At 59.4% G+C, this 21322-nt stretch carries 21 protein-coding genes; 10 read left to right on the top strand and 11 right to left on the bottom strand.

The features are described 5' to 3' along the window. Positions 1-4 precede the first annotated feature (4 nt). The 3 genes from N018_RS06745 (at position 5) to N018_RS06755 (ending at position 3769) form a co-directional block, all read left to right on the top strand. Entirely contained in the window at positions 5-682 is a 678-nt protein-coding gene (locus N018_RS06745) for a response regulator (RefSeq protein ID WP_024647167.1), read from the top strand. Then, a complete protein-coding gene (locus N018_RS06750; protein WP_024647166.1) occupies positions 679-2025 on the top strand; it encodes an ATP-binding protein in 1347 nt (448 codons plus the stop codon). The genes N018_RS06745 and N018_RS06750 overlap by 4 nt, the downstream gene beginning before the upstream one ends. 391 nt (positions 2026-2416) lie before the next feature. Continuing rightward, positions 2417-3769, top strand: a complete 1353-nt coding sequence (locus N018_RS06755) for a dicarboxylate/amino acid:cation symporter (protein ID WP_025389170.1) — start codon at positions 2417-2419, stop codon at positions 3767-3769. A 65-nt stretch (positions 3770-3834) separates the two neighbouring features. On the opposite strand, the gene N018_RS06760 is transcribed toward N018_RS06755, so the two are convergent. After that, positions 3835-4329 (bottom strand): SprT family zinc-dependent metalloprotease, encoded by a 495-nt coding sequence (locus N018_RS06760; RefSeq protein ID WP_024647164.1) that lies wholly within the window; start codon positions 4327-4329, stop codon positions 3835-3837. A 192-nt stretch (positions 4330-4521) separates the two neighbouring features. On the opposite strand from N018_RS06760, the gene ttcA reads away from it, so the two are divergent. Continuing rightward, complete coding sequence (ttcA, locus tag N018_RS06765) at positions 4522-5346, top strand: tRNA 2-thiocytidine(32) synthetase TtcA (protein WP_025389171.1); 825 nt, start codon at positions 4522-4524, stop codon at positions 5344-5346. Between the two features lie 6 nt (positions 5347-5352). Here the strand turns inward: ttcA and N018_RS06770 are convergent, their stop codons facing one another. From N018_RS06770 to arsC, 3 genes are all read right to left on the bottom strand, one after another. Further along, positions 5353-6024, bottom strand: a complete 672-nt coding sequence (locus N018_RS06770; RefSeq protein ID WP_025389172.1) for a DNA-3-methyladenine glycosylase I — start codon at positions 6022-6024, stop codon at positions 5353-5355. 107 nt (positions 6025-6131) lie between these two features. After that, complete coding sequence (gene wrbA / locus N018_RS06775; RefSeq protein ID WP_024647161.1) at positions 6132-6737, bottom strand: NAD(P)H:quinone oxidoreductase; 606 nt, start codon at positions 6735-6737, stop codon at positions 6132-6134. Further along, a complete protein-coding gene (arsC, locus tag N018_RS06780; RefSeq protein WP_024647160.1) occupies positions 6734-7087 on the bottom strand; it encodes an arsenate reductase (glutaredoxin) in 354 nt (117 codons plus the stop codon). Before arsC ends, wrbA begins: the two co-directional genes overlap by 4 nt. A 145-nt stretch (positions 7088-7232) precedes the next feature. Between arsC and N018_RS06785 the strand changes: the two genes are divergently transcribed. Beyond that, positions 7233-7700, top strand: coding sequence for a TlpA disulfide reductase family protein (locus N018_RS06785; protein WP_024647159.1), 468 nt, complete (start codon positions 7233-7235; stop codon positions 7698-7700). A 165-nt stretch (positions 7701-7865) separates the two neighbouring features. On the opposite strand, the gene N018_RS06790 is transcribed toward N018_RS06785, so the two are convergent. The 3 genes from N018_RS06790 to N018_RS06800 all read right to left on the bottom strand — a co-directional run bounded on the left by N018_RS06790 (position 7866) and on the right by N018_RS06800 (position 11542). After that, positions 7866-8273 (bottom strand): META domain-containing protein, encoded by a 408-nt coding sequence (locus N018_RS06790; protein WP_025389173.1) that lies wholly within the window; start codon positions 8271-8273, stop codon positions 7866-7868. Next, positions 8270-8707: a hypothetical protein gene (locus N018_RS06795; RefSeq protein ID WP_024646810.1), complete on the bottom strand. Its 438-nt coding sequence runs from the start codon at positions 8705-8707 to the stop codon at positions 8270-8272. The genes N018_RS06790 and N018_RS06795 overlap by 4 nt, the downstream gene beginning before the upstream one ends. A gap of 81 nt (positions 8708-8788) precedes the next feature. Beyond that, positions 8789-11542 (bottom strand): response regulator, encoded by a 2754-nt coding sequence (locus tag N018_RS06800; RefSeq protein ID WP_024646809.1) that lies wholly within the window; start codon positions 11540-11542, stop codon positions 8789-8791. 282 nt (positions 11543-11824) lie between these two features. On the opposite strand from N018_RS06800, the gene cysM reads away from it, so the two are divergent. The 5 genes from cysM (at position 11825) to N018_RS06825 (ending at position 17986) form a co-directional block, all read left to right on the top strand. Beyond that, positions 11825-12727, top strand: a complete 903-nt coding sequence (gene cysM, locus N018_RS06805; protein ID WP_024646808.1) for a cysteine synthase CysM — start codon at positions 11825-11827, stop codon at positions 12725-12727. After that, on the top strand, positions 12727-14082 hold the full coding sequence (gene rlmD, locus N018_RS06810) for a 23S rRNA (uracil(1939)-C(5))-methyltransferase RlmD (protein ID WP_024646807.1): 1356 nt from the start codon (positions 12727-12729) through the stop codon (positions 14080-14082). The genes cysM and rlmD overlap by 1 nt, the downstream gene beginning before the upstream one ends. A 157-nt stretch (positions 14083-14239) precedes the next feature. Beyond that, positions 14240-16483, top strand: coding sequence for a GTP diphosphokinase (gene relA / locus N018_RS06815; RefSeq protein ID WP_024646806.1), 2244 nt, complete (start codon positions 14240-14242; stop codon positions 16481-16483). Between the two features lie 99 nt (positions 16484-16582). Next, the gene (gene mazG / locus N018_RS06820; RefSeq protein WP_024646805.1) at positions 16583-17416 is read left to right on the top strand and encodes a nucleoside triphosphate pyrophosphohydrolase; all 834 of its coding nucleotides are present in this window, start codon (positions 16583-16585) and stop codon (positions 17414-17416) included. Between the two features lie 30 nt (positions 17417-17446). Further along, on the top strand, positions 17447-17986 hold the full coding sequence (locus N018_RS06825; protein WP_024646804.1) for a DUF2058 domain-containing protein: 540 nt from the start codon (positions 17447-17449) through the stop codon (positions 17984-17986). An 82-nt stretch (positions 17987-18068) separates the two neighbouring features. Here the strand turns inward: N018_RS06825 and N018_RS06830 are convergent, their stop codons facing one another. The 4 genes from N018_RS06830 to purM all read right to left on the bottom strand — a co-directional run bounded on the left by N018_RS06830 (position 18069) and on the right by purM (position 21103). Beyond that, positions 18069-18248, bottom strand: coding sequence for a hypothetical protein (locus N018_RS06830; RefSeq protein ID WP_024646803.1), 180 nt, complete (start codon positions 18246-18248; stop codon positions 18069-18071). A 424-nt stretch (positions 18249-18672) separates the two neighbouring features. Continuing rightward, positions 18673-19386 carry a DUF3108 domain-containing protein gene (locus N018_RS06835; protein WP_025389174.1) on the bottom strand — a complete coding sequence of 238 codons (714 nt, stop codon included), beginning with the start codon at positions 19384-19386 and terminating at the stop codon, positions 18673-18675. Positions 19387-19394: 8 nt separating this feature from the next. Continuing rightward, the gene (gene purN / locus N018_RS06840) at positions 19395-20045 is read right to left on the bottom strand and encodes a phosphoribosylglycinamide formyltransferase (RefSeq protein ID WP_024646801.1); all 651 of its coding nucleotides are present in this window, start codon (positions 20043-20045) and stop codon (positions 19395-19397) included. Continuing rightward, the gene (purM, locus tag N018_RS06845; protein ID WP_024646800.1) at positions 20045-21103 is read right to left on the bottom strand and encodes a phosphoribosylformylglycinamidine cyclo-ligase; all 1059 of its coding nucleotides are present in this window, start codon (positions 21101-21103) and stop codon (positions 20045-20047) included. The genes purN and purM overlap by 1 nt, the downstream gene beginning before the upstream one ends. Between the last annotated feature and the right edge of the window lie 219 nt (positions 21104-21322).

Here is a 21322-nt window from a genome sequence, read left to right on the forward strand (position 1 = left end):
CTGCATGAAGTTGTTGGTAGTTGAGGATGAAGCGCTGTTGCGCCATCACCTGCGAACCCGTCTGACCGAGGCGGGGCATGTGGTGGAAGCGGTAGCCAATGCTGAAGAAGCGTTGTATCAGGTCGCACAATTCAATCACGATCTGGCAGTGATCGACCTGGGCTTGCCGGGCATCGGCGGGCTGGATCTGATTCGTCAGTTGCGCACGCTCGGCAAGGCCTTCCCGATCCTGATCCTGACCGCACGCGGCAACTGGCAGGACAAGGTCGAAGGACTGGCTGCCGGGGCTGATGACTATGTGGTCAAACCCTTCCAGTTCGAAGAGCTCGAAGCGCGGCTCAATGCCTTGTTGCGGCGTTCCAGTGGCTTTATTCAATCGACCATCACGGCCGGACCGCTGTTGCTCGACCTCAATCGCAAGCACGCTGCACTGGCTGAGCAGCCGCTGGCGCTGACGGCTTACGAATACCGCATCCTTGAGTACCTGATGCTCCATCATCAGCAAGTGGTCCCCAAAGAGCGCTTGATGGAACAGCTGTACCCCGATGACGATGAGCGCGATCCGAACGTGATTGAAGTACTGGTCGGCCGTCTGCGTCGCAAGCTGGACAGCAACGTGGCCTTCAAACCCATCGAAACCGTGCGCGGCATGGGCTATCTGTTCAATGAGCGCTGTACGTGATTCGTTCGCTTCGCCTGCGCTTGATGCTGGGTGCCGCCACGTTGGCGGTGATCTTCATGTTGCTGATGCTGCCTGCCTTGCAGGGGGCGTTCAGCCTGGCGTTGCGCGGGGCGATCGAGCAACGGCTGGCGTCCGATGTCACCACCATGATTTCGGCTGCCCGTGTCGAGGACGATCATCTGTTGATGCCGTCAGTGTTGCCGGGTGAGCAGTTCAACCTGCCTGGTAGCCGTCTGCTGGGCTACATCTATAACCGCCAGGGGCAGATGGTCTGGCGTTCGCTGTCTACCGAAGGCGAAAATATCGACTACCACCCGCACTATGACGGGCAAGGCAGCGAATTCACCAAAATCAAGGAAATCAACGGCGAAGAGTACTTCGTCTACGACGTTGAAATTCGCTTGCTGGGCGGCCGCAACGCGGCGTTCAGTATCGTTGCCGTGCAGCCGTTGCGTGGCTATCAGCAAACCATCAACGATTTGCGGCGCAAACTCTATCTTGGCTTCGGCGCAGCCTTGCTGGTGCTGCTCGGCCTGTTGTGGATGGGCCTGACCTGGGGGCTGCGTGCGTTGCGCGGCTTGAGTCAGGAACTGGATCAGGTGGAATCGGGCGTGCGTGACAGCCTGAGCGAAGAGCACCCTAGCGAACTGTTGCGTCTTACCGACTCGCTCAACCGGCTGTTGCGCAGCGAGCGTGAACAGCGCATTCGTTATCGAGATTCGCTGGATGACCTGGCCCATAGCCTGAAAACCCCGCTGGCGGTGTTGCAGGGCGTCAGTGAAAACATCGCCAAGCGCCCCGAGGACATGGAGCAGGCATGGGTGCTGCAATCGCAGATCGAGCGCATGAGCCAGCAGATCGGCTATCAACTGCAACGCGCCAGCCTGCGCAAAAGCGGCCTGGTACGCCACCATGTGATGCTGCGGCCCGTGGTTGAAAGCCTGTGCAACACGCTGGACAAGGTGTATCGCGACAAGCAGGTCAAAGTCACGCTGGACCTGCCGGAACAGTGCCAGGTGCATATGGAGGAGGGCGCGCTGCTGGAAATGCTCGGCAACCTGCTGGAAAACGCCTACCGGCTGTGCCTGAGCGAGGTGCGTGTCAGCTTCAGTCAGTCCGCGACCGGCGACGAAATCTGCATCGAAGACGACGGCCCCGGCGTTCCGCAAAGCCAGCGTGCGCGCATTCTGGAGCGTGGCGAGCGGCTGGATCGTCAGAACCCTGGTCAGGGGATCGGCCTGGCGGTGGTCAAGGACATCATCGAAAGCTACGGCGCACAACTGACGCTGGGCGATTCCCCGCTGGGCGGCGCAGCGTTCAGGATTCACTTTCTGGCGCAGTGACGAGAGTGTTCTCCCGGACACCTACGTTCCTCACGCTCAGCGTGGGAATACCGTTCTCGACGCTCTGCGTCACACTTCTGCGCGTCAACGAGCACTCCCGGCACTGCCTAAAGAAGGCGGATACCCGCCACTGTGTGCCTGTTTTTCCCATCATACGGCGGAAAACCGCCACCTCTTCTTTCGAATCCCGGCTACTGTTATGCCTGTGCGCCTCGCGTAGCGCGGATTTGATATCAAATTGACTCCATGGCACGCGTATTGCTATTCAGAGGGTAGATGTCTGCCTCGTGCAGCTCGACAAAACAAATCCCTCCAGTGCAGGAGGGTTAGCGCTTTATAGGCTCGCGTGCATCAGGTAATGATGCCGACGGCGCCCTTGAGGAAAACTGCAATGACGACTCGTCAGCCCATCTACAAATCCCTCTATTTCCAGGTAATCGTAGCGATTGTCATCGGTATCCTGATCGGTCACTTCTATCCAGACACCGGCAAGGCTCTAAAGCCGCTGGGTGACGGGTTCATCAAACTGATCAAGATGGTTATCGCCCCGATCATCTTCTGTACCGTCGTCAGTGGTATCGCTGGCATGCAGAGCATGAAGTCGGTCGGCAAGACTGGCGGCTACGCGCTGCTGTACTTCGAGATCGTTTCGACCGTTGCGCTGCTGATCGGTCTGATCGTAGTCAACGTTGTTCAGCCGGGTGCCGGCATGAACATCGACGTCAGCACGCTCGACGCTTCCAAGATCGCTGCCTACGTCACTGCCGGTCAGGATCAGAGCATCGTCGGCTTTATCCTTAACGTCATTCCCAACACCATCGTCGGCGCGTTCGCCAACGGCGACATCCTGCAAGTGCTGATGTTCTCGGTGATCTTCGGTTTTGCCCTGCATCGTCTGGGTGCTTACGGCAAGCCGGTTCTGGACTTCATCGATCGCTTCGCGCATGTGATGTTCAACATCATCAACATGATCATGAAGCTGGCGCCGCTCGGTGCGTTCGGTGCCATGGCCTTCACCATCGGCGCCTACGGTGTCAGCTCGCTGGTGCAACTGGGTCAGTTGATGATCTGCTTCTACATCACCTGCGTTCTGTTCGTCGTGTTTGTACTGGGCTCGATCGCCCGCGCTCACGGCTTCAGCATCTTCAAACTGATTCGCTACATCCGTGAAGAACTGTTGATCGTACTGGGCACTTCGTCGTCTGAATCGGCCCTGCCACGCATGCTGATCAAGATGGAGCGTCTGGGTGCCAAGAAGTCTGTTGTAGGTCTGGTTATCCCGACTGGCTACTCGTTCAACCTGGACGGTACGTCGATCTACCTGACCATGGCTGCCGTGTTCATCGCTCAGGCGACCAACACTCACATGGACATCACCCACCAGATCACCCTGTTGCTGGTGCTGCTGTTGTCGTCCAAAGGTGCTGCTGGCGTAACCGGTAGCGGCTTCATCGTACTGGCCGCGACCCTGTCGGCTGTGGGTCACTTGCCGGTTGCCGGTCTGGCGCTGATTCTCGGCATCGACCGCTTCATGTCCGAAGCACGTGCCCTGACCAACCTGGTCGGTAACGCTGTTGCAACGGTTGTGGTTGCCAAGTGGGTAGGCGAGCTGGATACCGACAAGCTGCAGTCCGAACTGGCTTCCGGTGGCAGTGCCATCCTGGAAACCCGTCCTGAAGACGACCTCGGCGTTGCCGAAGGCGCGACTCCAGACGCCGCAGTGAACACCAGCAAGACCGTCTGATAACCTTCAGGTCATAAAAAACCCATCTTCGGATGGGTTTTTTTAGGCCTGCAGTCTGGCGAGGATTATTCCGTACGGACCTCGCCGCTAAACACCAGCGGCTCGCGGCAGCGCCGGCACAGGTAGCGTCGACCTTTGCGGACCATGCTGTGGCGCTGCGCCGAGAACGGAAAGTCGCTGTCCGGGCAGGGGCAACGATAGATGTAACGGGTCACGCTGCGGCGCTGAACCGCATAGGTATGGCAGCGATTGGGCGGTAGCTCGTAGACACCGCGCATAATCAGTTGCCACTCTTCGCCATGCGGCTGAATGCCGCCACCAAATAGCTGATGGGCAATCAGGTGCGCGACCTCGTGCGGCACGGTCTGGCGCAGGAAATCTTCGGCGTTTTCTTTATAGAGCTGCGGGTTGAAGCGCAGCAGGTTCTCGTGCAAGTGCGCAACGCCGGCCTTTTGGCCGCGCAACTGGAAACTGACCACCGGCCGTTTGAAGCTGCGTTTGAAGAAGGCCTCGGCTTGTTGATAACAGGTTTCGACGCGGGAATTGAGTTGTTCGGGCATGCTTTTTGGGTCTCCAGTGTGCCAAGTATGCCGCAAGGGGAGCTGTGGCTGAACATGCCAGCCGCCCGGTGGTCGTTTTTGCATCCGTGGTGTTGCCAGCCTGAACGGCATGCGCGCAGCCTGTTTAACCGCGTATCGGTTATGCGTAAAATAACCGCCTTTTCTCAAACCACCGGCGGACACCTCAAGCAAATGGGCACCCTTTCAGTCAATCAGAACAAACTGCAGAAACGTCTGCGTCGACTGGCCGGCGAAGCGGTGGCCGACTTCAACATGATCGAGGACGGCGACAAGGTGATGGTCTGTCTGTCCGGTGGCAAAGACAGTTACACCCTGCTCGATGTGTTGATGCATTTTCAGAAAGTCGCGCCGATCAGCTTCGACATCGTGGCGGTCAACATGGATCAGAAGCAGCCGGGTTTTCCCGAGCATGTGCTGCCTGCCTACCTGAAAGAACTGGGCGTCGAGTACCACATTGTCGAGAAGGACACTTATTCGGTGGTCAAGGAGCTGATCCCGGAAGGCAAGACCACCTGCTCGCTGTGTTCGCGGCTGCGTCGCGGCACGCTGTACACCTTTGCCGACGAGATCGGGGCCACCAAGATGGCGCTGGGGCATCACCGTGACGACATCGTCGAGACGTTCTTTCTCAATATGTTCTTCAACGGTTCGCTCAAGGCCATGCCGCCCAAGCTGCGTGCCGATGACGGGCGCAACGTGGTGATTCGTCCGTTGGCCTACTGCCACGAGAAGGACATTCAGGCCTATTCGGACCTCAGGCAGTTTCCGATCATCCCGTGCAACCTCTGCGGTTCGCAGGAAAACCTGCAGCGTCAGGTGGTCAAGGACATGCTGCTGGACTGGGAGCGCAAGACGCCGGGCCGCACCGAAAGCATCTTCCGCGCCTTGCAGAACGTGCAGCCGTCGCAACTGGCCGACCGCAACCTGTTCGACTTCACCAACCTGCGCATCGATGAAACCGCTGCGTCACGCTTCGTTAATGTGGTGAACGTCTGAGCCTGATCAGTGGTTGACCGTGAACGACAGCATGGCTGACAGCTGACACATGGGTCTGCCGCTTTCGGCATGCCACTGGTTGAATACGTCTTGCACGAGAGCCTGATCGCGTTTGCTGGTCGGCACTCTGTCTACGATGTCCTGTGCATTCAGTGCGGCAACCACATCCCAGGTTGGAATGAAAGTGTCCTTGCCGACCATGCGCAGGAAGCGTGGCGATGACAGCCCGCCCATCTGGTTACCGTGCTTGGCGAGGTACTGCCACAGGCCGGTAATGTTATCGACCGGCCATTCGGCGATGAATTTGCCGAAACTGCCATGTTCCTGTTCGATGTCCATGATCAGTTGCGCATTGCGCGGCACACTTTTGAGCTTGCCCAAGTGACGAATGATGCGCGCGTCCTGCATCAGCCGCTCAAGATGATCGGCGCCCATCAGCACGACCTTCTCCGGATCGAAGCGGAAAAAAACCTCCTCGAAGGCTGGCCACTTGGAGTCCACCAGGCTGTGTTTCAGGCCCGCTCGAAAAACCCGCAGGGCCATGGTCGACAGGTAACGGTCGGCGCTGATGGCTTGCAGTTGTTTCGGCGTTTTAGGGGCGGGCAGATGAGCTTCCAGAGCTTTGGCAGAGCCGAATCGATTCAGGCAATACTCGTTCAGCCATTTGTAGTCGTGCATCGGTTCTCCAGAGGATTCAACAGGCAGGTCAAGGGTTCAGACCGACCCTTGAGCTGCAAGTTTGCGATTTTGCCAACAGCGTGTGGCGACGCTTTCTGACCGGTCGGTCAGGCGCGTGACGGGTCCAGTTGCAGCGCGGCTTTCGCCAGACGCTGGCCCAGTGCGCGGCACAATTCGGTTTCGTGGCGGTCCAGCGCGCGCTTGCCATCGGCACCGGCGTGGTGACTGGCGCCATAGGGTGTGCCGCCGCCGGTGGTTTCCAGCAGGGCTGACTCGCTGTAGGGCAGGCCCATAATGAGCATGCCGTGGTGCAACAATGGCAGCAGCATCGACATCAGCGTGGTTTCCTGGCCGCCATGCAGGCTGGCGGTGGAAGTGAACACGCCAGCGGGCTTGCCAACCAGTGCCCCGGTCAGCCACAGGTTGCTGGTGCTGTCGATAAAGTACTTCAGCGGCGCGGCCATGTTGCCGAAGCGGGTAGGGCTGCCCAACGCCAGGCCTGAGCAGTTTTTCAGGTCGTCGAGGCTTGCGTACAGTGCACCGTTCTCCGGAATCTGCGGCGCAGTTGCTTCGCAATCGGCAGAAATGGCGGGTACGGTGCGCAGGCGTGCTTCCATACCGCCCAGTTCCACGCCGCGGGCGATCTGCCGGGCCATTTCGCCGGTCGAGCCGTTGCGGGTGTAATACAGGACCAGAATATAAGGTGTGCTCACGGCAGCAGCTCCAGAATGTTCTCGGGTGGTCGGCCAATCACGGCCTTGTCGCCGACGACCAGAATCGGCCGTTCGATTAGTTTGGGATGGTCAGCCATGGCGGCAATCAGTTGCTCTTCACTGAGGCTCGGGTCAGCCAGATTGAGTTGCTTGTAGTCGTCTTCACCGCTGCGCAGCAGCTGCCGTGCGCCGATGCCCAGCTTGCCGAGCAGGTCGCGCAAAATGGCAGCGTCGGGCGGGGTTTCCAGATACAGAACGACGTCCGGGCTCAGGCCACGCGCCTGAAGCAGTTCCAGCGCGCCGCGGGATTTGCTGCAGCGCGGGTTGTGATACAGCGTCAGATCGGTCATTTGCAGGTCGCATCTTGTATGGGGTGGGGCGTATTCTACCCAGCGATGACACTGTTCGACATATCGGATGGTCAATAGTCGTAACGTGGGTATAAGAAAGCCTGGTCATCGGTAACGCAGGTTGAACGGGCGAGGAAGGGTATAAATGGCAATGCGATTGACAGCAGCGGTGATACTTCTCGGCAGTTTGCTGCTCAGCGGCTGTGGCGTCGACCTGGGCACTGACCAGAACGGCCAGAAGGTCGCCAGCGAGCGTATAAAGGGCCACTGGCTGGTGGTGAACTATTGGGCTGAATGGTGTGGCCCCTGCCGTACCGAAGTGCCGGAATTCAACGCCTTGTCCGAGCAGCTCAAGGACAAGAAGGTGACGGTGCTGGGCGTCAACTTTGACAACCTGCAAGGTGATGAACTGAAAAATGCCGCCAACGCACTGGGCATCAAGTTCACCGTGCTGGCCCAGGACCCTGCCGAGCAATACAGTCTGCCGCCTTCCGAGGCGTTGCCGGTGACCTACATCATCGACGACAAAGGCAAGATGCGTGAGCAACTGCTCGGCGAGCAATCCGCCGCGACCGTGATCCAGAAGCTCAAGGCGCTGCGCGGGGAGGGGTGATCAGATCAGTTCTCGACGCTCTGCATGGCAACCAGGACGCGGAGCGTCCAGAACGGCATGCGACGCGGAGCGTCGCACGATAGTCGAGATCATCGTTCCCTACGCTCCAGCGTGGGAATACAGGTCTCGACGCTCTGCGTCGCACGATAGTTAGGCGCAGGCCGTTCAGCTATCTTCCAGCCAGAAGCGCAGCGGTTTGCCTTCGGCTGGCCACAGGCGCAGTTGCTCGATGGGCGAGATGTCCCAGCGTTGTACAGTGCTGATGGCTTTGATGAAGCGCTGTTCCTGTTCCATCAGTGCCGGTGCGCATATCTTGCGGGTCTTGCCCACTGCGCCGAAGCTGATGGCGTGGTCGTTCAGGGTGTAAGGCGCGAACCAGTGGTTACAGCCCGCATTGCCGTAAGCGCGGCCATCGGCACCCAGGGTCATGGTCAGGTGGCTGTTGTCGATCAGCGGGCGTTCGCCGATCCATTCCATCACGTAACTCTTGTCCTGCCGAATAGGCAGCGGCTCTGCGGCGCAGCCGACCAGCAGCGCACCACCGATCAGGCTCAGGAGCACTAGCTGTCTCATGCTGCCTTCTCCTGGCACTTCTTGCAGAGGTGCTTTTCGCCTTCGGTTTTCCAGCCCAGCTCCGCGATACGCGCGTTAGCGGCAGGTTTTTGTGCCTTCACGCCCAGTTTGCTTTCAACCATGAATTCGAAATTCAGTTCGGCGTTGCAGCTGTCGCAATGCACTTGCCACTGGTGGATCGCCAATTCGTCAAACACCGGGCCTTTGGCAACGGCAATCCACTGGCCGGGCGGGTTGATCAGGTGCCGAACCTTCTCGACCGTCAGGCGCATGTGCAGGCTCTTGCTGCCCTTGATGGTCACCAGCAACTGGTCGTGGTCGTGGATCGAGCCGCCATTGCCGGTGACCTGATAACGACCGGGTGCCAGGGTGCGGCATTCAGTCAGTGTGTGTTGCGGGTTGAGCATGCTGTAGCGGAAATCGTGTTCGACCATGGGTCCTCCAAAATTGCGCGCATCCTACCATGCTCTGTGCTGATCGTTCCTCGCGTGTGGCGGTGACGCTCGTACCCATTATCAAGCCGACACCCGAGCCTCTGCCTCAAGACGGAGGATGGCCTTGTCCAGATCGTCCAGCGCATCTTCCCTATGCGGAGCGTCCTGTTTCAGGAGTGTTTCGGCGCGCTGGCAGGCGGTACGCAGTTGTGGCACCCCGCAGTAACGCGTTGCGCCGTGCAGGCGATGAACGCGCTCGATCAGGGCCTGTACGTCGTTATTGGCGCGCGCCGTGCGGATGGCTTCGCGGTCGGCTTCCAGCGACGCCAGCAACATGGCCAGCATGTCGGCCGCCAGGTCAGGCTTGCCTGCGGCCAGACGCAGGCCTTCCTCGTGATCGAGTACCAGCGGCCCGACATGAACCACCGTCGCTTCATGCTGGCGCTCCGGTGCAGGCGTACGCAACGCCAGCCCTGTCCATTTGAGCACCACTTGCCCCAGTTGCCGTTCGCTGATCGGCTTGGTCAGATAATCGTCCATGCCGCTTTGCAGCAACGAGCGTTTTTCATTGGCCATGGCGTGCGCCGTCAGCGCAACGATCGGCAGCGAAGTCTGATTACGCTCAGCTTCCCAGGCGCGAATCGCTTCGGTGGCCTGACGTCCGTCCATGCCGGGCATCTGCACATCCATCAACACCAGATCGAATGCTTCATGACGCACCGCATTGACCGCGGCATAACCACCTTCGACCGCTATCACTTCGGCACCCATGTCTTCGAGCAGCGTCTGCACCAACAGCAGGTTCGCCGGATTGTCGTCCACGCACAGCACGCGCGGTGCCCGGCTCGACAACGGCAGGCTGACGTCAGCCCGTACAGCTTTGGGGGCGATCAACTCTGACAAGGCTTTTTGCAACTTGCGGGTGCAGGCGGGTTTGGCCTGCAACTGGGTGTAAACGTCGTGGACCGCCAATTGAAACAGCGCATGTTCAGTGGTCGGGCACAGCACCATCACCTTGCAGTTGAGGTTTTCCAGGTCCCAGATGTGCTGACGCAGCCGCTCTGGCGAGATTTCCAGCGCGGTCACGCCCAGTACCGCCAGGTCAATCGCCGACGGCGTTTCATGAACCGCCGTTACGCCGTTGAGCAGGTTTTCCAGATTATTGAACACCACGGTGTGCAGGCCACAGTCTTCCAGCTGGTGCTCCAGTGCCTGACGCGCCAGGTCATGATGCTCAAGCACCGCAGCGCGCAACCCTTGCAGTGGAATATTGAGTGAGTCTTCCTTGTCTTCGCGGGCCTTGGGCAGTTTCAGGCTGATCCAGAATTCCGAGCCCACGCCCGGTGTGCTGTCGACACCGATTTCGCCGCCCATCTGCTCGATCAGACGCTTGGAAATCACCAGCCCCAACCCCGTGCCGCCCGGCTGGCGCGACAGCGAATTGTCGGCCTGGCTGAAGGCCTGAAACAACGCTCGCACGTCCTGACTGGACAGACCAATACCGGTGTCCTGTACGCTGATGCGCAGTTGTGCGTGTTCTTCGGTTTCGTCTTCGAGCATGGCGCGGGCGACGATGGTGCCTTCACGGGTGAACTTGATCGCGTTGCTGACCAGATTGGTCAGGATCTGTCGCAGACGCAATGGGTCGCCGGACAGTGCCAGTGGCGTATCGCGGTACACCAGACTCACCAGTTCCAGCTGCTTGGCGTGGGCGGCCGGGGCAAGGATGGTCAGCGTGTCCTGCAGCAGGTCGCGCAGGTTGAAGGGAATATTGTCGAGCACCAGCTTGCCGGCCTCGATCTTCGAAAAGTCGAGAATCTCGTTGATGATGCTCAGCAGGTTGTCGGCGGACTTCTCGATGGTCCCCAGATAATCGAACTGGCGCGGCGTCAGCTCGCTTTTCTGCAGCAGATGAGTGAAACCCAGAATGCCGTTGAGCGGGGTACGGATTTCATGGCTCATGTTGGCGAGGAATTCGGACTTGATGCGGCTGGCTTCCAGCGCTTCCTTGCGCGCCAGATCCAGCTCTATGTTCTGGATTTCGATGGTCTCCAGATTCTGCCTGACGTCTTCAGTGGCCTGATCGATGCTCAGTTGCAGTTCTTCCTGCGCGTTCTGCAACGTGGCCGCCATGCGGTTGATGCCCGAGGCCAGTTCGTCCAGCTCGCGGCTGCCCAGGGGTGGCAGGCGGGTTTCGAGGTTGCCGTCCTTGAGCTGCGACACCGCCTGCTTGATCAGGCTCATCGGCACGTTGATGGTACGGCTCAGGCGCACGGCGACAATGGCGGTGAAGGCCAGGCCAGTAAAAATCAGCAGCAGGCTGGCAAACAGGCTGCGATAGCCGCGCAGCAAGGTGCCGTTATGGGAAATCTCCAGTTCCACCCAGCCCATCAGCGTGTCGGCTTCGGCGGGGATGATCGGACTGGTCAGGTGGCGCTGATGGCCAAACACCGGCAGCAGGTAACGGGTGGCGTCGACGCCGGTTGAACTGAGCAGTTGCGAGCTGTTGCCGATCGGCACCGGGCTGATCATGGTTGGCCCGGCGTGGGCCAATGGCGTGCGATCGGCATCCAGAAATGACACGGCGCGCACGTCGGTCTGTTCCAGCGTCTGCGAGGCGATGCGGCTCAACAGCACGCTGTCCTTGCGCCCCAGCGCATTGGCCGACAACGGTGCCAGGTCCTGCGCAATCATCTCGCCGCGCTGCAGCAACTGGCTTTGCAGTTCGCTCAACTGCATCCAGGTGAAATAGCCACCGAGCATCGCGGCCATCAGGCTGGCAGGCAGAATCGTCAGTAGCAGTACACGGCCTTTTATACCCAGCTTGGTCAGCACGCTTTCTCTCCAGCAACAGGTATCAATCCGTCGATAACAGGCATCGGCTGCCTGGCTGATCGGCACAAGGGGATGAGTTTAGCTATTTAGCGCTGCCATGGGCACATAACTCTTTTATCGGTTTGGGCAAGGTGAGGAGTATGTCAATCGAAGCTATAAAGGAAGCGGCTGCAAAACAGCGCGTTATGCCTTTTGGTAATAAGTACCGCACTTTGCGTGATATGGGCTTTGGGCGTTTGCCGTTATGATAGGCGCCCCCGCAGACTGGACCGCGAATACGCCATGACCCTGCAGTATCAAACCATCGCCGATTGCGTCGGCAACACCCCGCTTGTGCGTCTGCAACGTATGGCGGGCAATACCAGCAATACCCTCCTGTTGAAACTGGAAGGTAACAACCCGGCGGGTTCGGTAAAAGACCGCCCGGCGTTGTCGATGATCGTGCGCGCCGAGCTGCGCGGCCAGATTCAGCCCGGTGATACGCTGATCGAGGCCACCTCCGGTAACACCGGCATCGCGCTGGCCATGGCTGCTGCGATCAAGGGTTACCGCATGATTCTGATCATGCCGGACAACTCCAGTGCCGAGCGCAAGGCCGCGATGACGGCTTACGGCGCCGAGCTGATTCTGGTCAGCAAGGAAGAAAGTATGGAAGGCGCTCGTGATCTGGCCGAGCGCATGCAGGCCGAAGGACGCGGAAAAGTGCTCGACCAGTTCGCCAATGGCGACAATCCCGAGGCGCATTACACGTCCACCGGTCCGGAAATCTGGCAGCAGACGGCTGGCACCATCACCCATTTTGTCAGTTCAATGGGCACCACCGGCACCATCATGGGCACTTCGCGCTACCTCAAGGAGCAGAATCCCGACGTGCAGATCGTCGGTCTGCAACCGATGGAAGGCGCGTCGATTCCTGGCATCCGCCGCTGGCCGACCGAATACCTGCCGAAGATCTATCAGTCTGATCGCGTCGACCGGCTGATAGACATGGGCCAGACCGAAGCTGAAGAGACCATGCGCCGCCTGGCCCGCGAAGAAGGTATCTTCTGCGGAGTGTCTTCTGGTGGTTCGGTGGCTGGCGCGCTGCGTATCTCTCAAGAAGTCGAAAACGCCGTGATTGTGGCGATCATCTGTGACCGAGGCGACCGCTACCTGTCGACCGGCGTCTACGATTCGCCCAACTGATGGCCAAGCATGAAAGAGGTTTACGCTTCCAGCCAACCGGCGGCGTCAAGAGCGTGCAGATTCCTGCCGGTAAAAAGCAGCGGCTGAGCATCGAGCGGCTGTCCGATGACGGGCGCGGTATTGCTTTTCTGGACGGCAAGACCTGGTTTGTCGCCGGCAGTCTGGCCGGTGAAGAGGTCGAGGCGCGGGTGCTCAATGCGCGCGGCAAGGTGGTCGAGGCGCGTACTGAGCGTGTGTTCACCGCCAGTGCCATGCGCCGCCCTCCGGCCTGCGACTATTTCGGTCGTTGTGGCGGGTGCAGCGTCCAGCACGTGCCCCATGAAGAGCAGCTTGCCCTGAAACAGCGCATGCTCGCCGAGCAATTGTTGCGGGTAGCGAACGTCACCCCGGATGAGTGGGCAGCGCCTTTGAGCGGGTCCGAACTGGCCTATCGCCGACGTGCGCGGGTTGCGATTCGCTGGGACGCCAAGGCTAAAAGGCTGGATGTCGGATTCCGCGCCGCGGCCAGTCAGGATATCGTGGGTGTCGAAGAGTGTCCGGTGCTGGTACAGGCCTTGCAACCGATCATGCGTCAGTTACCCGGGATGCTGAAGAGCTTCAGCAAGCCGCAGGTGCTGGGGCATGTCGAATTGTTCAGCGGTTCGTCGACGGCGGTGTTGCTGCGTCACACCGCACCATTGGCCGATGCCGACCTGGCAACCCTGCAGGCGTTCTGTTCGACCTATGGCGCACAGCTCTGGCTGCACGGAGAAGGCGAACCACAACCTGCCAGCCCTGGCGACACACTGGGGTACCGGCTGGAGCCGTGGAACCTGCAACTGGCCTGGCGTCCGGGAGATTTCATTCAGGTCAACGCGGCGGTCAATACCGCTATGATCGAACAGGCGCTGCACTGGCTGGCACCTGCGGCTGATGAACGTGTGATGGACCTGTTTTGCGGGCTGGGCAACTTCGCCTTGCCGCTGGCAAGTCTGGCGAAAGAAGTAGTGGCGGTCGAAGGCGTTGCGACCATGGTCGAACGTGCAGCCGCCAACGCAATGAGTAATGATCTGCACAATGTACGGTTTTTTCAGGCGGATCTTACCCAGCCGCTGACCCAGGCCGACTGGGCGGCGGAGGGGTTTTCTGCGGTACTCTTGGACCCGCCGCGTGACGGGGCCTTTGAGGTGGTGCGCCAGATCAGAAAAACAGGTGCCCGGCGCTTGCTTTATGTTTCATGCAACCCGGCAACTTTGGCTCGTGACACGGTCGAACTGGTTAATCAGGGCTACCGATTAAAACGTGCCGGAATCCTCGATATGTTCCCGCAGACGGCGCATGTCGAGGCGATGGCTTTATTTGAAATGAGTAAGTGAGCAGCCTTCATTGGATAGAGTCTGGCTGCTGACAAGGAATCTCATTTAATCCGACTGGCCCGCGAATGCTGGTCCTTGCTTGCCCGGCAAGTGGCATTCGCTCAGAAGGCTGGCGACTGATGGCGCTATTCATCGCGCCTTAGGGAAGGTAAGCAGCATGGTACAGGTGAGAGCGAACCAGCCGATAAACACAGACGGCAGTATCAATCTCGACGCATGGCTCGATCATATTGTCAGCGTCGACCTGGTCCTGGACCGGGAAGTCATGAAGCAGGCCTGTGAATTTGCCCGGCAAGCCGAGCAGAACGACAAGGCCCACAAGAATCACTGGGCAGACGGCACCTCCACCTTTCAGACCGGTCTGGAAATAGCGGAGATTCTGGCTGACCTCAAGCTGGATCAGGATTCCCTGGTGGCTGCGGTTATTTACCGTGGCGTGCGCGAAGGCGTGATCCCGTTGCCGGAAGTCGAGCAGCGTTTTGGCTCGACTGTCGCCAAACTGATCGACGGCGTGCTGCGTATGGCCGCGATCAGCGCCAGCCTCAGCCCGCGACAATCGTTAGTGCTGGGCAGTCAGGCGCAGGTCGAGAACCTGCGCAAGATGCTGGTGGCGATGGTGGATGACGTGCGTGTTGCGTTGATCAAGCTGGCCGAGCGGACCTGCGCGATTCGTGCAGTAAAGAACGCCGACGACGAGAAGCGCAACCGGGTGGCACGGGAAGTCTTCGACATCTACGCACCGCTGGCTCACCGACTGGGCATCGGACATATCAAATGGGAGCTGGAAGACCTGTCTTTCCGCTATCTGGAGCCTGACCAGTACAAGCAGATCGCCAAGTTGCTGCACGAGCGCAGGCTGGATCGTGAGCGCTTTATCAGCGAAGTCATGTCCCAGCTCGACGACGAGTTGCAAGCCACAGGCGTGACCGCTGACATCAGTGGCCGTGCCAAACACATCTATTCCATCTGGCGCAAAATGCAGCGCAAGGGCCTGGCGTTCAGCCAGATTTACGACGTGCGGGCGTTGCGCGTGCTGGTCCCGGAAATGCGCGATTGCTACACCGCGCTGGGCATTGTGCACACCTTATGGCGGCATATTCCCAAGGAGTTCGACGACTATATCGCCAACCCCAAGGAAAACGGCTATCGCTCGCTGCACACGGCTGTCATTGGGCCGGAAGGCAAAGTGCTGGAAGTGCAGATCCGCACGCACGCCATGCACGAAGAAGCCGAACTGGGCGTCTGCGCGCACTGGCGCTATAAGGGCACCGACGTCAAATCCGGTTCCAATCATTACGAAGAGAAGATTTCCTGGCTGCGTCAGGTGCTCGAATGGCATGAAGAACTGGGCGACATCGGGGGGCTGGCCGAGCAGTTGCGCGTCGATATCGAACCAGACCGGGTCTATGTCTTCACCCCTGACGGCCACGCCATCGACCTGCCCAAAGGCTCGACGCCGCTGGACTTCGCTTATCGGGTTCACACCGAAATCGGCCACAACTGCCGTGGCGCGAAGATCAACGGCCGCATCGTACCGCTCAACTACAGCCTGCAGACCGGTGAGCAGGTCGAGATCATCACCAGCAAGCACGGCACGCCAAGCCGTGACTGGCTGAACTCGAACCTGGGCTACATCACCACCTCACGGGCGCGGGCCAAGATCGTTCACTGGTTCAAGTTGCAGGCTCGCGACCAGAACGTTGCAGCCGGCAGAACCCTGATCGAGCGCGAACTGGCGCGCCTTGCGCTGCCGCAGGTCGATTTCGAAAAGCTGGCTGACAAAGCCAATCACAAGACCGCTGACGACATGTTCGCGGCCTTGGGCGCGGGTGATCTGCGTCTGGCGCAACTGGTCAATCTGGCTCAGCAGCAGGTCGAGCCCGATCGCGTCAACGAGCAACTGGAACTCATCCCGCGCAAAGCTACAGGCTACAAGCCAGGCAAGCGCGGCGACATCCAGATTCAGGGCGTTGGCAACCTGATGACGCAGATGGCCGGCTGCTGCCAGCCGCTGCCGGGCGACGCGATTGTCGGTTACATCACCCAGGGCCGCGGCGTCAGCATCCACCGCCAGGATTGCGCTTCGGTGCTGCAACTGGGCGGTCGCGAACCCGAGCGGATCATTCAGGTCAGTTGGGGGCCGGTGCCGGTGCTCACCTATCCGGTGGACATCATCATCCGCGCCTACGACCGCTCCGGCCTGCTGCGCGACGTCACCCAGGTGCTGCTCAACGAGCGTATCAACGTACTGGCGGTCAACACCCGCTCGAACAAGGAAGACAACACCGCGCTCATGTCCCTGACCATCGAAATTCCGGGGCTGGACGCGCTGGGACGGTTGCTGGGGCGCATATCCCAACTGCCGAACATCATCGAAACACGCAGGAACAGGACGCCCTGAGAGGCGCAGTTGCAAGTTTTCAGCTGCAAGCTGCAAGCGAGAGGCCACCGCAAACCGCTTTGGCTTGCAGCCAAACTGCTGCTTTTATACGAGAGCCCTATGTACACAGTTCAAGACCTGCTTCATCTCATGACCCGGCTGCGTGATCCGCAGTTCGGTTGCCCGTGGGATTTGAAGCAGACCTACGCCAGCATCGTGCCGCATACGCTGGAAGAAGCCTACGAAGTGGCCGATGCCATCGAGCAAGGCGATCTCGATCATCTTCAGGGTGAGTTGGGCGACCTGCTGTTTCAGGTGGTCTTTTACGCGCAACTGGCCAAGGAAGAAGGGCGCTTCGAGTTTGAGGGCGTGGTAGATGGCATTACCCGTAAATTGCTGCGTCGGCATCCGCACGTGTTCCCGACCGGTGATTTGTATGCGCCGCCGGAAACGCCGCGCCTGACGGATGATCAGGTGAATCAGCGCTGGGACGAGATCAAGGCTGAGGAGCGCGCCGGGAAATCCGCTGTGCCCGAGCAGTTGTCGCTGCTCGATGACGTGCCCACCGCATTGCCTGCGCTGAGTCGGGCAGCCAAACTGCAGAAGCGCGCCTCGCAGGTCGGTTTCGATTGGCCTGCGGCATTGCCGGTCGTCGACAAGGTACGCGAAGAACTCGATGAAATTCTTGAAGCCATGGTCGACAATGACGCCGAGGGCATCGCTGAAGAAGTCGGCGATTTGCTGTTCAGTGTCGTCAATCTGGCCCGGCATCTTAAAGTTGATCCGGAAACTGCGTTACGCTCTGCCAATAACAAATTCGACAGACGCTTTCGATTCATTGAACAGGCATTGCGCCACCTCCAGCGTCCCATTGAAGAGTGCTCGCTCGAAGACATGGACGCGTTGTGGGGCGAAGCCAAACGTCAGGAAAAGAGCACGCCCGGCTGCGGCTGAGGGTGCGGTAACGGCATAAGTGAGTAGACAATGAGCCTTTCCCTTCGCGACCAGTTGCTCAAGGCAGGTCTGGTCAACCAAAAGCAGGCCAAGCAGGTCGGCAAAGAAAAGCAGAAAGAGCAGCGTCTGGTGCACAAGGGGCAGGCTCAGGCCGACGACTCGCAAAAACGTGCGGCTCAGGAAGCTCAGGCTGAAAAGGCCAGGCGTGATCAGGAACTCAATCGTCAGCAGCAGGAAAAGGTCGAGCAGAAAGCCCGCACCGCGCAGGTCAAGCAATTGATCGAAGTGTCACGCCTGCCCAAGCTGATCACCGAGGATTACTACAACTTCGTTGACGACAAGAAGGTCAAGCGGATCTCGGTCAACAGCATGGTGCGCAACAAGCTCAGCAGCGGCTCGCTGGCCATCGTGCATCACGGTGGTGGCTACGAGATCATCCCGCGTGAGGCGGCGTTGAAGATCCAGGAGCGCGACCCGCGCCGCATTGTGTTGCTCAACACCCCGACTGAAGCGCCGGATGCTGATGATCCGTATGCGGCTTATCAGGTGCCTGACGATTTGATGTGGTAACCCGCTGACCCATCAAGACAAAACCCGCATTCAGCGGGTTTTGTCGTTTCTTGTTCTGAGAAAGTCTTGTTCCGGAAGGGGCTCAGTGATTGCCCTGGCTTTCCTTCGCTTCCAGCTCTTCCTTGTAGCGAAGCGCGTCGGATTTGACGTGGAACATGCCTACCAGTTGATCCTGTTGATGCACGTCCCAGATCTGAATGCCGTCGGCTACAGCTTCGTGGGAGAGGTGGGCGTCGTCGCGTTCAGTAACTCTGACAGTCATAGTAGTAAGCTCCTGACTTTGATGGCCTGAATGGTTAGGCCTCTGGATACTGCGGCGATGTGTCGCAGGACTCTTTTATAGAATTTGTTAGCTACCTACGTAAATAGCCCGTTCAGGTTCCCGTCTGGTCAGAAAATGAGCGAACGCCTACAGCCCTTGCATGTCGTGGGCTGTAGCGGGGTAGTGGCAAAGTGAAGGTTTTTTCATGTGCTCTGAGCGTGCGGCGCAGAAAGATGACGCGGAGCGTCAAGAGCGCCATTCCCATGCTGGAGCGTAGGGAACGATAACCTTAACTACGTGCGACGCCGCGTCGGTATGCCGTTCCGGACGCTCTGCGTCCTCTTCGCAGGTGGGGTGCTGTATCGCAGCCAATAAAAAGCCCCGCTGAAAAGCAGGGCTCTGTGTCACCGGGTTGTCAGGGCAATCAGCTGCCTTTGACAGCCTTGCCGTTGACGGTGCCGTCGAGCAGCACGATGTTGTATTCCTTGCCGTCGGTTTCGACCTGTTGCAGGCGGACCAGCAGGTAATCCCAGTCCTTGGCGAACCACAGCACAGTGGTGCGCTTGCTTTGCGTCGGGTCGCGCACGCGCTCGACTTTGATCGCGTCGACCTGGCCGGTCTTGGTCTCTACTTTTTCAGAGCCCAGCACGCGGAAGTCATAGGTATCCACTTCGTCTCCGTCGACGACCTGGTAGCTCATGCTCTTTTTGCCCGCAGCCACGTCATGCTGCAACGCCAACTGATAGGTGGATTTGTCGAGAATGCCACGGTTGAGCGGCAGCTTGATCGGGTCGCCCCGGTCGGTGCCGGTGACAAACTTGGTGTTCCAGTCGAACACCAGATCGACTTTCTTGGACTTGCCCAGACCACTGCGTTCGAAGCTGTAGGTCTGCGGCAACAGCGCGTCCTTGTCGACTTTCAGCGTGCTGACTTCAGTCAGGCTGGCGATCATCATCGAGGCCTTGAAATTCAGCGTCCAGGTGCCATTGGCCCCGGCTTCCAGGCTGCGTTCAGCCGTGCCACTCATGGGCAGTTGCTTCCAGTCGGCGGTGTAGCTGGCGGAGAAAGGTTGAAGGTCTGCTGCCTGTACAGCAGGCAGTGCGAGCAGAGCGAAAGCGAAGAGCAGAGCGCGACGCATAATATCTCCTAGATTCGAATCAAGTGGCCACAGGCCGGGAGTGGCTGGCCATCCAGTAAAGCGCCGTGTTCGCTGAGCCTCAATCGACCTTCTGCGAACCAGCGAACTGCCAGCGGATAAATATGATGCTCCTGGACATGGACCCGTTGCGCGAGCGCTGCGGGCGTGTCGTGCAACTGTACCGAAATAACTGCCTGTACGACCAGTGGGCCGCCATCGAGTTCCTCGGTGACGAAATGCACACTGCAGCCATGTTCGGCGTCACCGGCTTCCAATACCCGCCTGTGGGTGTGTAAACCCTTGTAACGCGGCAGCAGGGAAGGGTGAATATTGAGCAGGCGCCCATGATAGTGACGGACGAATCCTGCGCTGAGGATACGCATGAACCCGGCCAGTACCACCAACTGTGGTTTGAAGGTGTCGATCAGTTCTATCAGCGCTGCATCGAACGCCTCTCGGCCTTCGTACGCAGTGTGATCCAGCACGCAGGCGTCAATGCCTGCATCCCGGGCGCGTTGCAGACCGAAGGCATCTTCGCGGTTGGAAATAACCGCGCAGATGCGAACGGGGCTAGCCCCGTCCTTGAAGCTGTCGATCATCGCTTGCAGGTTGCCGCCGGTGCCGGACAACAGCACCACGACATCGCAGATGGCTGGCATCAATGCGCCTTGAGGTTTTTCAGCTCTACGTGTGCCGCGCCGGCAGCGGCGGTCGCGATCTGGCCGATCACCCATGGCTGCTCGCCGGCTTCACGCAGAACGTTCAAGGCCGTTTCAACGTGTTCCTGGGCGACACAGATAACCATGCCGACGCCGCAGTTGAGGACGCGGTGCATTTCGTTTTCGTCGACGTTGCCTTGCTGCTGCAACCAGTCGAACACGGCCGGACGCTGCCAGCTCGCCACATCGACCACTGCCTGAGCGCCTTCCGGCAGCACGCGAGGGATGTTGTCCAGCAGGCCGCCACCGGTGATGTGCGCCATGGCCTTGACCGCGCCGGTTTCCTTGATCAGCTTGAGCAACGGTTTGACATAGATACGGGTTGGCGCCATCAGCAGCTCGGTCAGCGGTTTGCCGTCCAGCTGGATGTTTTCGATATCGGCACCGGCGACTTCGATGATCTTGCGGATCAGCGAGTAACCATTGGAGTGCGGACCGGACGACGGCAGGGCGAGCAGGGCATCACCGGCAGCGACTTTCGAACCGTCGATGATCTCGGCTTTTTCCACGACACCGACGCAGAAACCTGCCAGGTCGTAGTCTTCGCCTTCGTACATGCCCGGCATTTCAGCGGTTTCACCGCCCACCAGCGAGCAGCCAGCCAGTTCGCAGCCAGCGCCGATACCGGTGACCACCTGAGTGGCGGTTTCGACGTTGAGCTTGCCGGTGGCGTAGTAATCGAGGAAGAACAGTGGCTCTGCGCCGCACACCACCAGGTCGTTGACGCACATGGCGACCAGATCGATGCCGATGCTGTCGTGCTTGTTCAGGTTCAGCGCCAGACGCAGCTTGGTGCCCACGCCGTCGGTGCCCGAGACCAGAACCGGTTGCTTGTAGCCAGCCGGGATTTCGCAGAGGGCGCCGAAGCCTCCCAGGCCGCCCATGACTTCCGGACGCTTGGTGCGCTTGGCGACGCTCTTGATGCGTTCGACCAATGCTTCACCGGCGTCGATGTCTACACCGGCGTCTTTATAGCTCAGGGAAGGTTGCTTGCTCATAGAAAATCCAGGCCTTTAGGGGGGATTCGGAGGTATCGACCGCTGCGTTAGGACCCGTTCAGCACCGCGCTGTGATGCGATGTTAAGGTTGGGCCGTGGCGATTGCCGGTCTGCGAAGGCGCGCGATTTTATCAGGCTTGCTCCCCAGGGGCCATCCTTGCGCCGACAACAGGGCGGTGTTGGGCTAAATAATCCTGGCCTCGGGTGCGCCATCAGTGC

The sequence above is a fragment of the Pseudomonas syringae CC1557 genome (genome assembly GCF_000452705.1).
In the GTDB taxonomy this organism is placed as follows: Bacteria; Pseudomonadota; Gammaproteobacteria; order Pseudomonadales; family Pseudomonadaceae; genus Aquipseudomonas; species Aquipseudomonas syringae_F.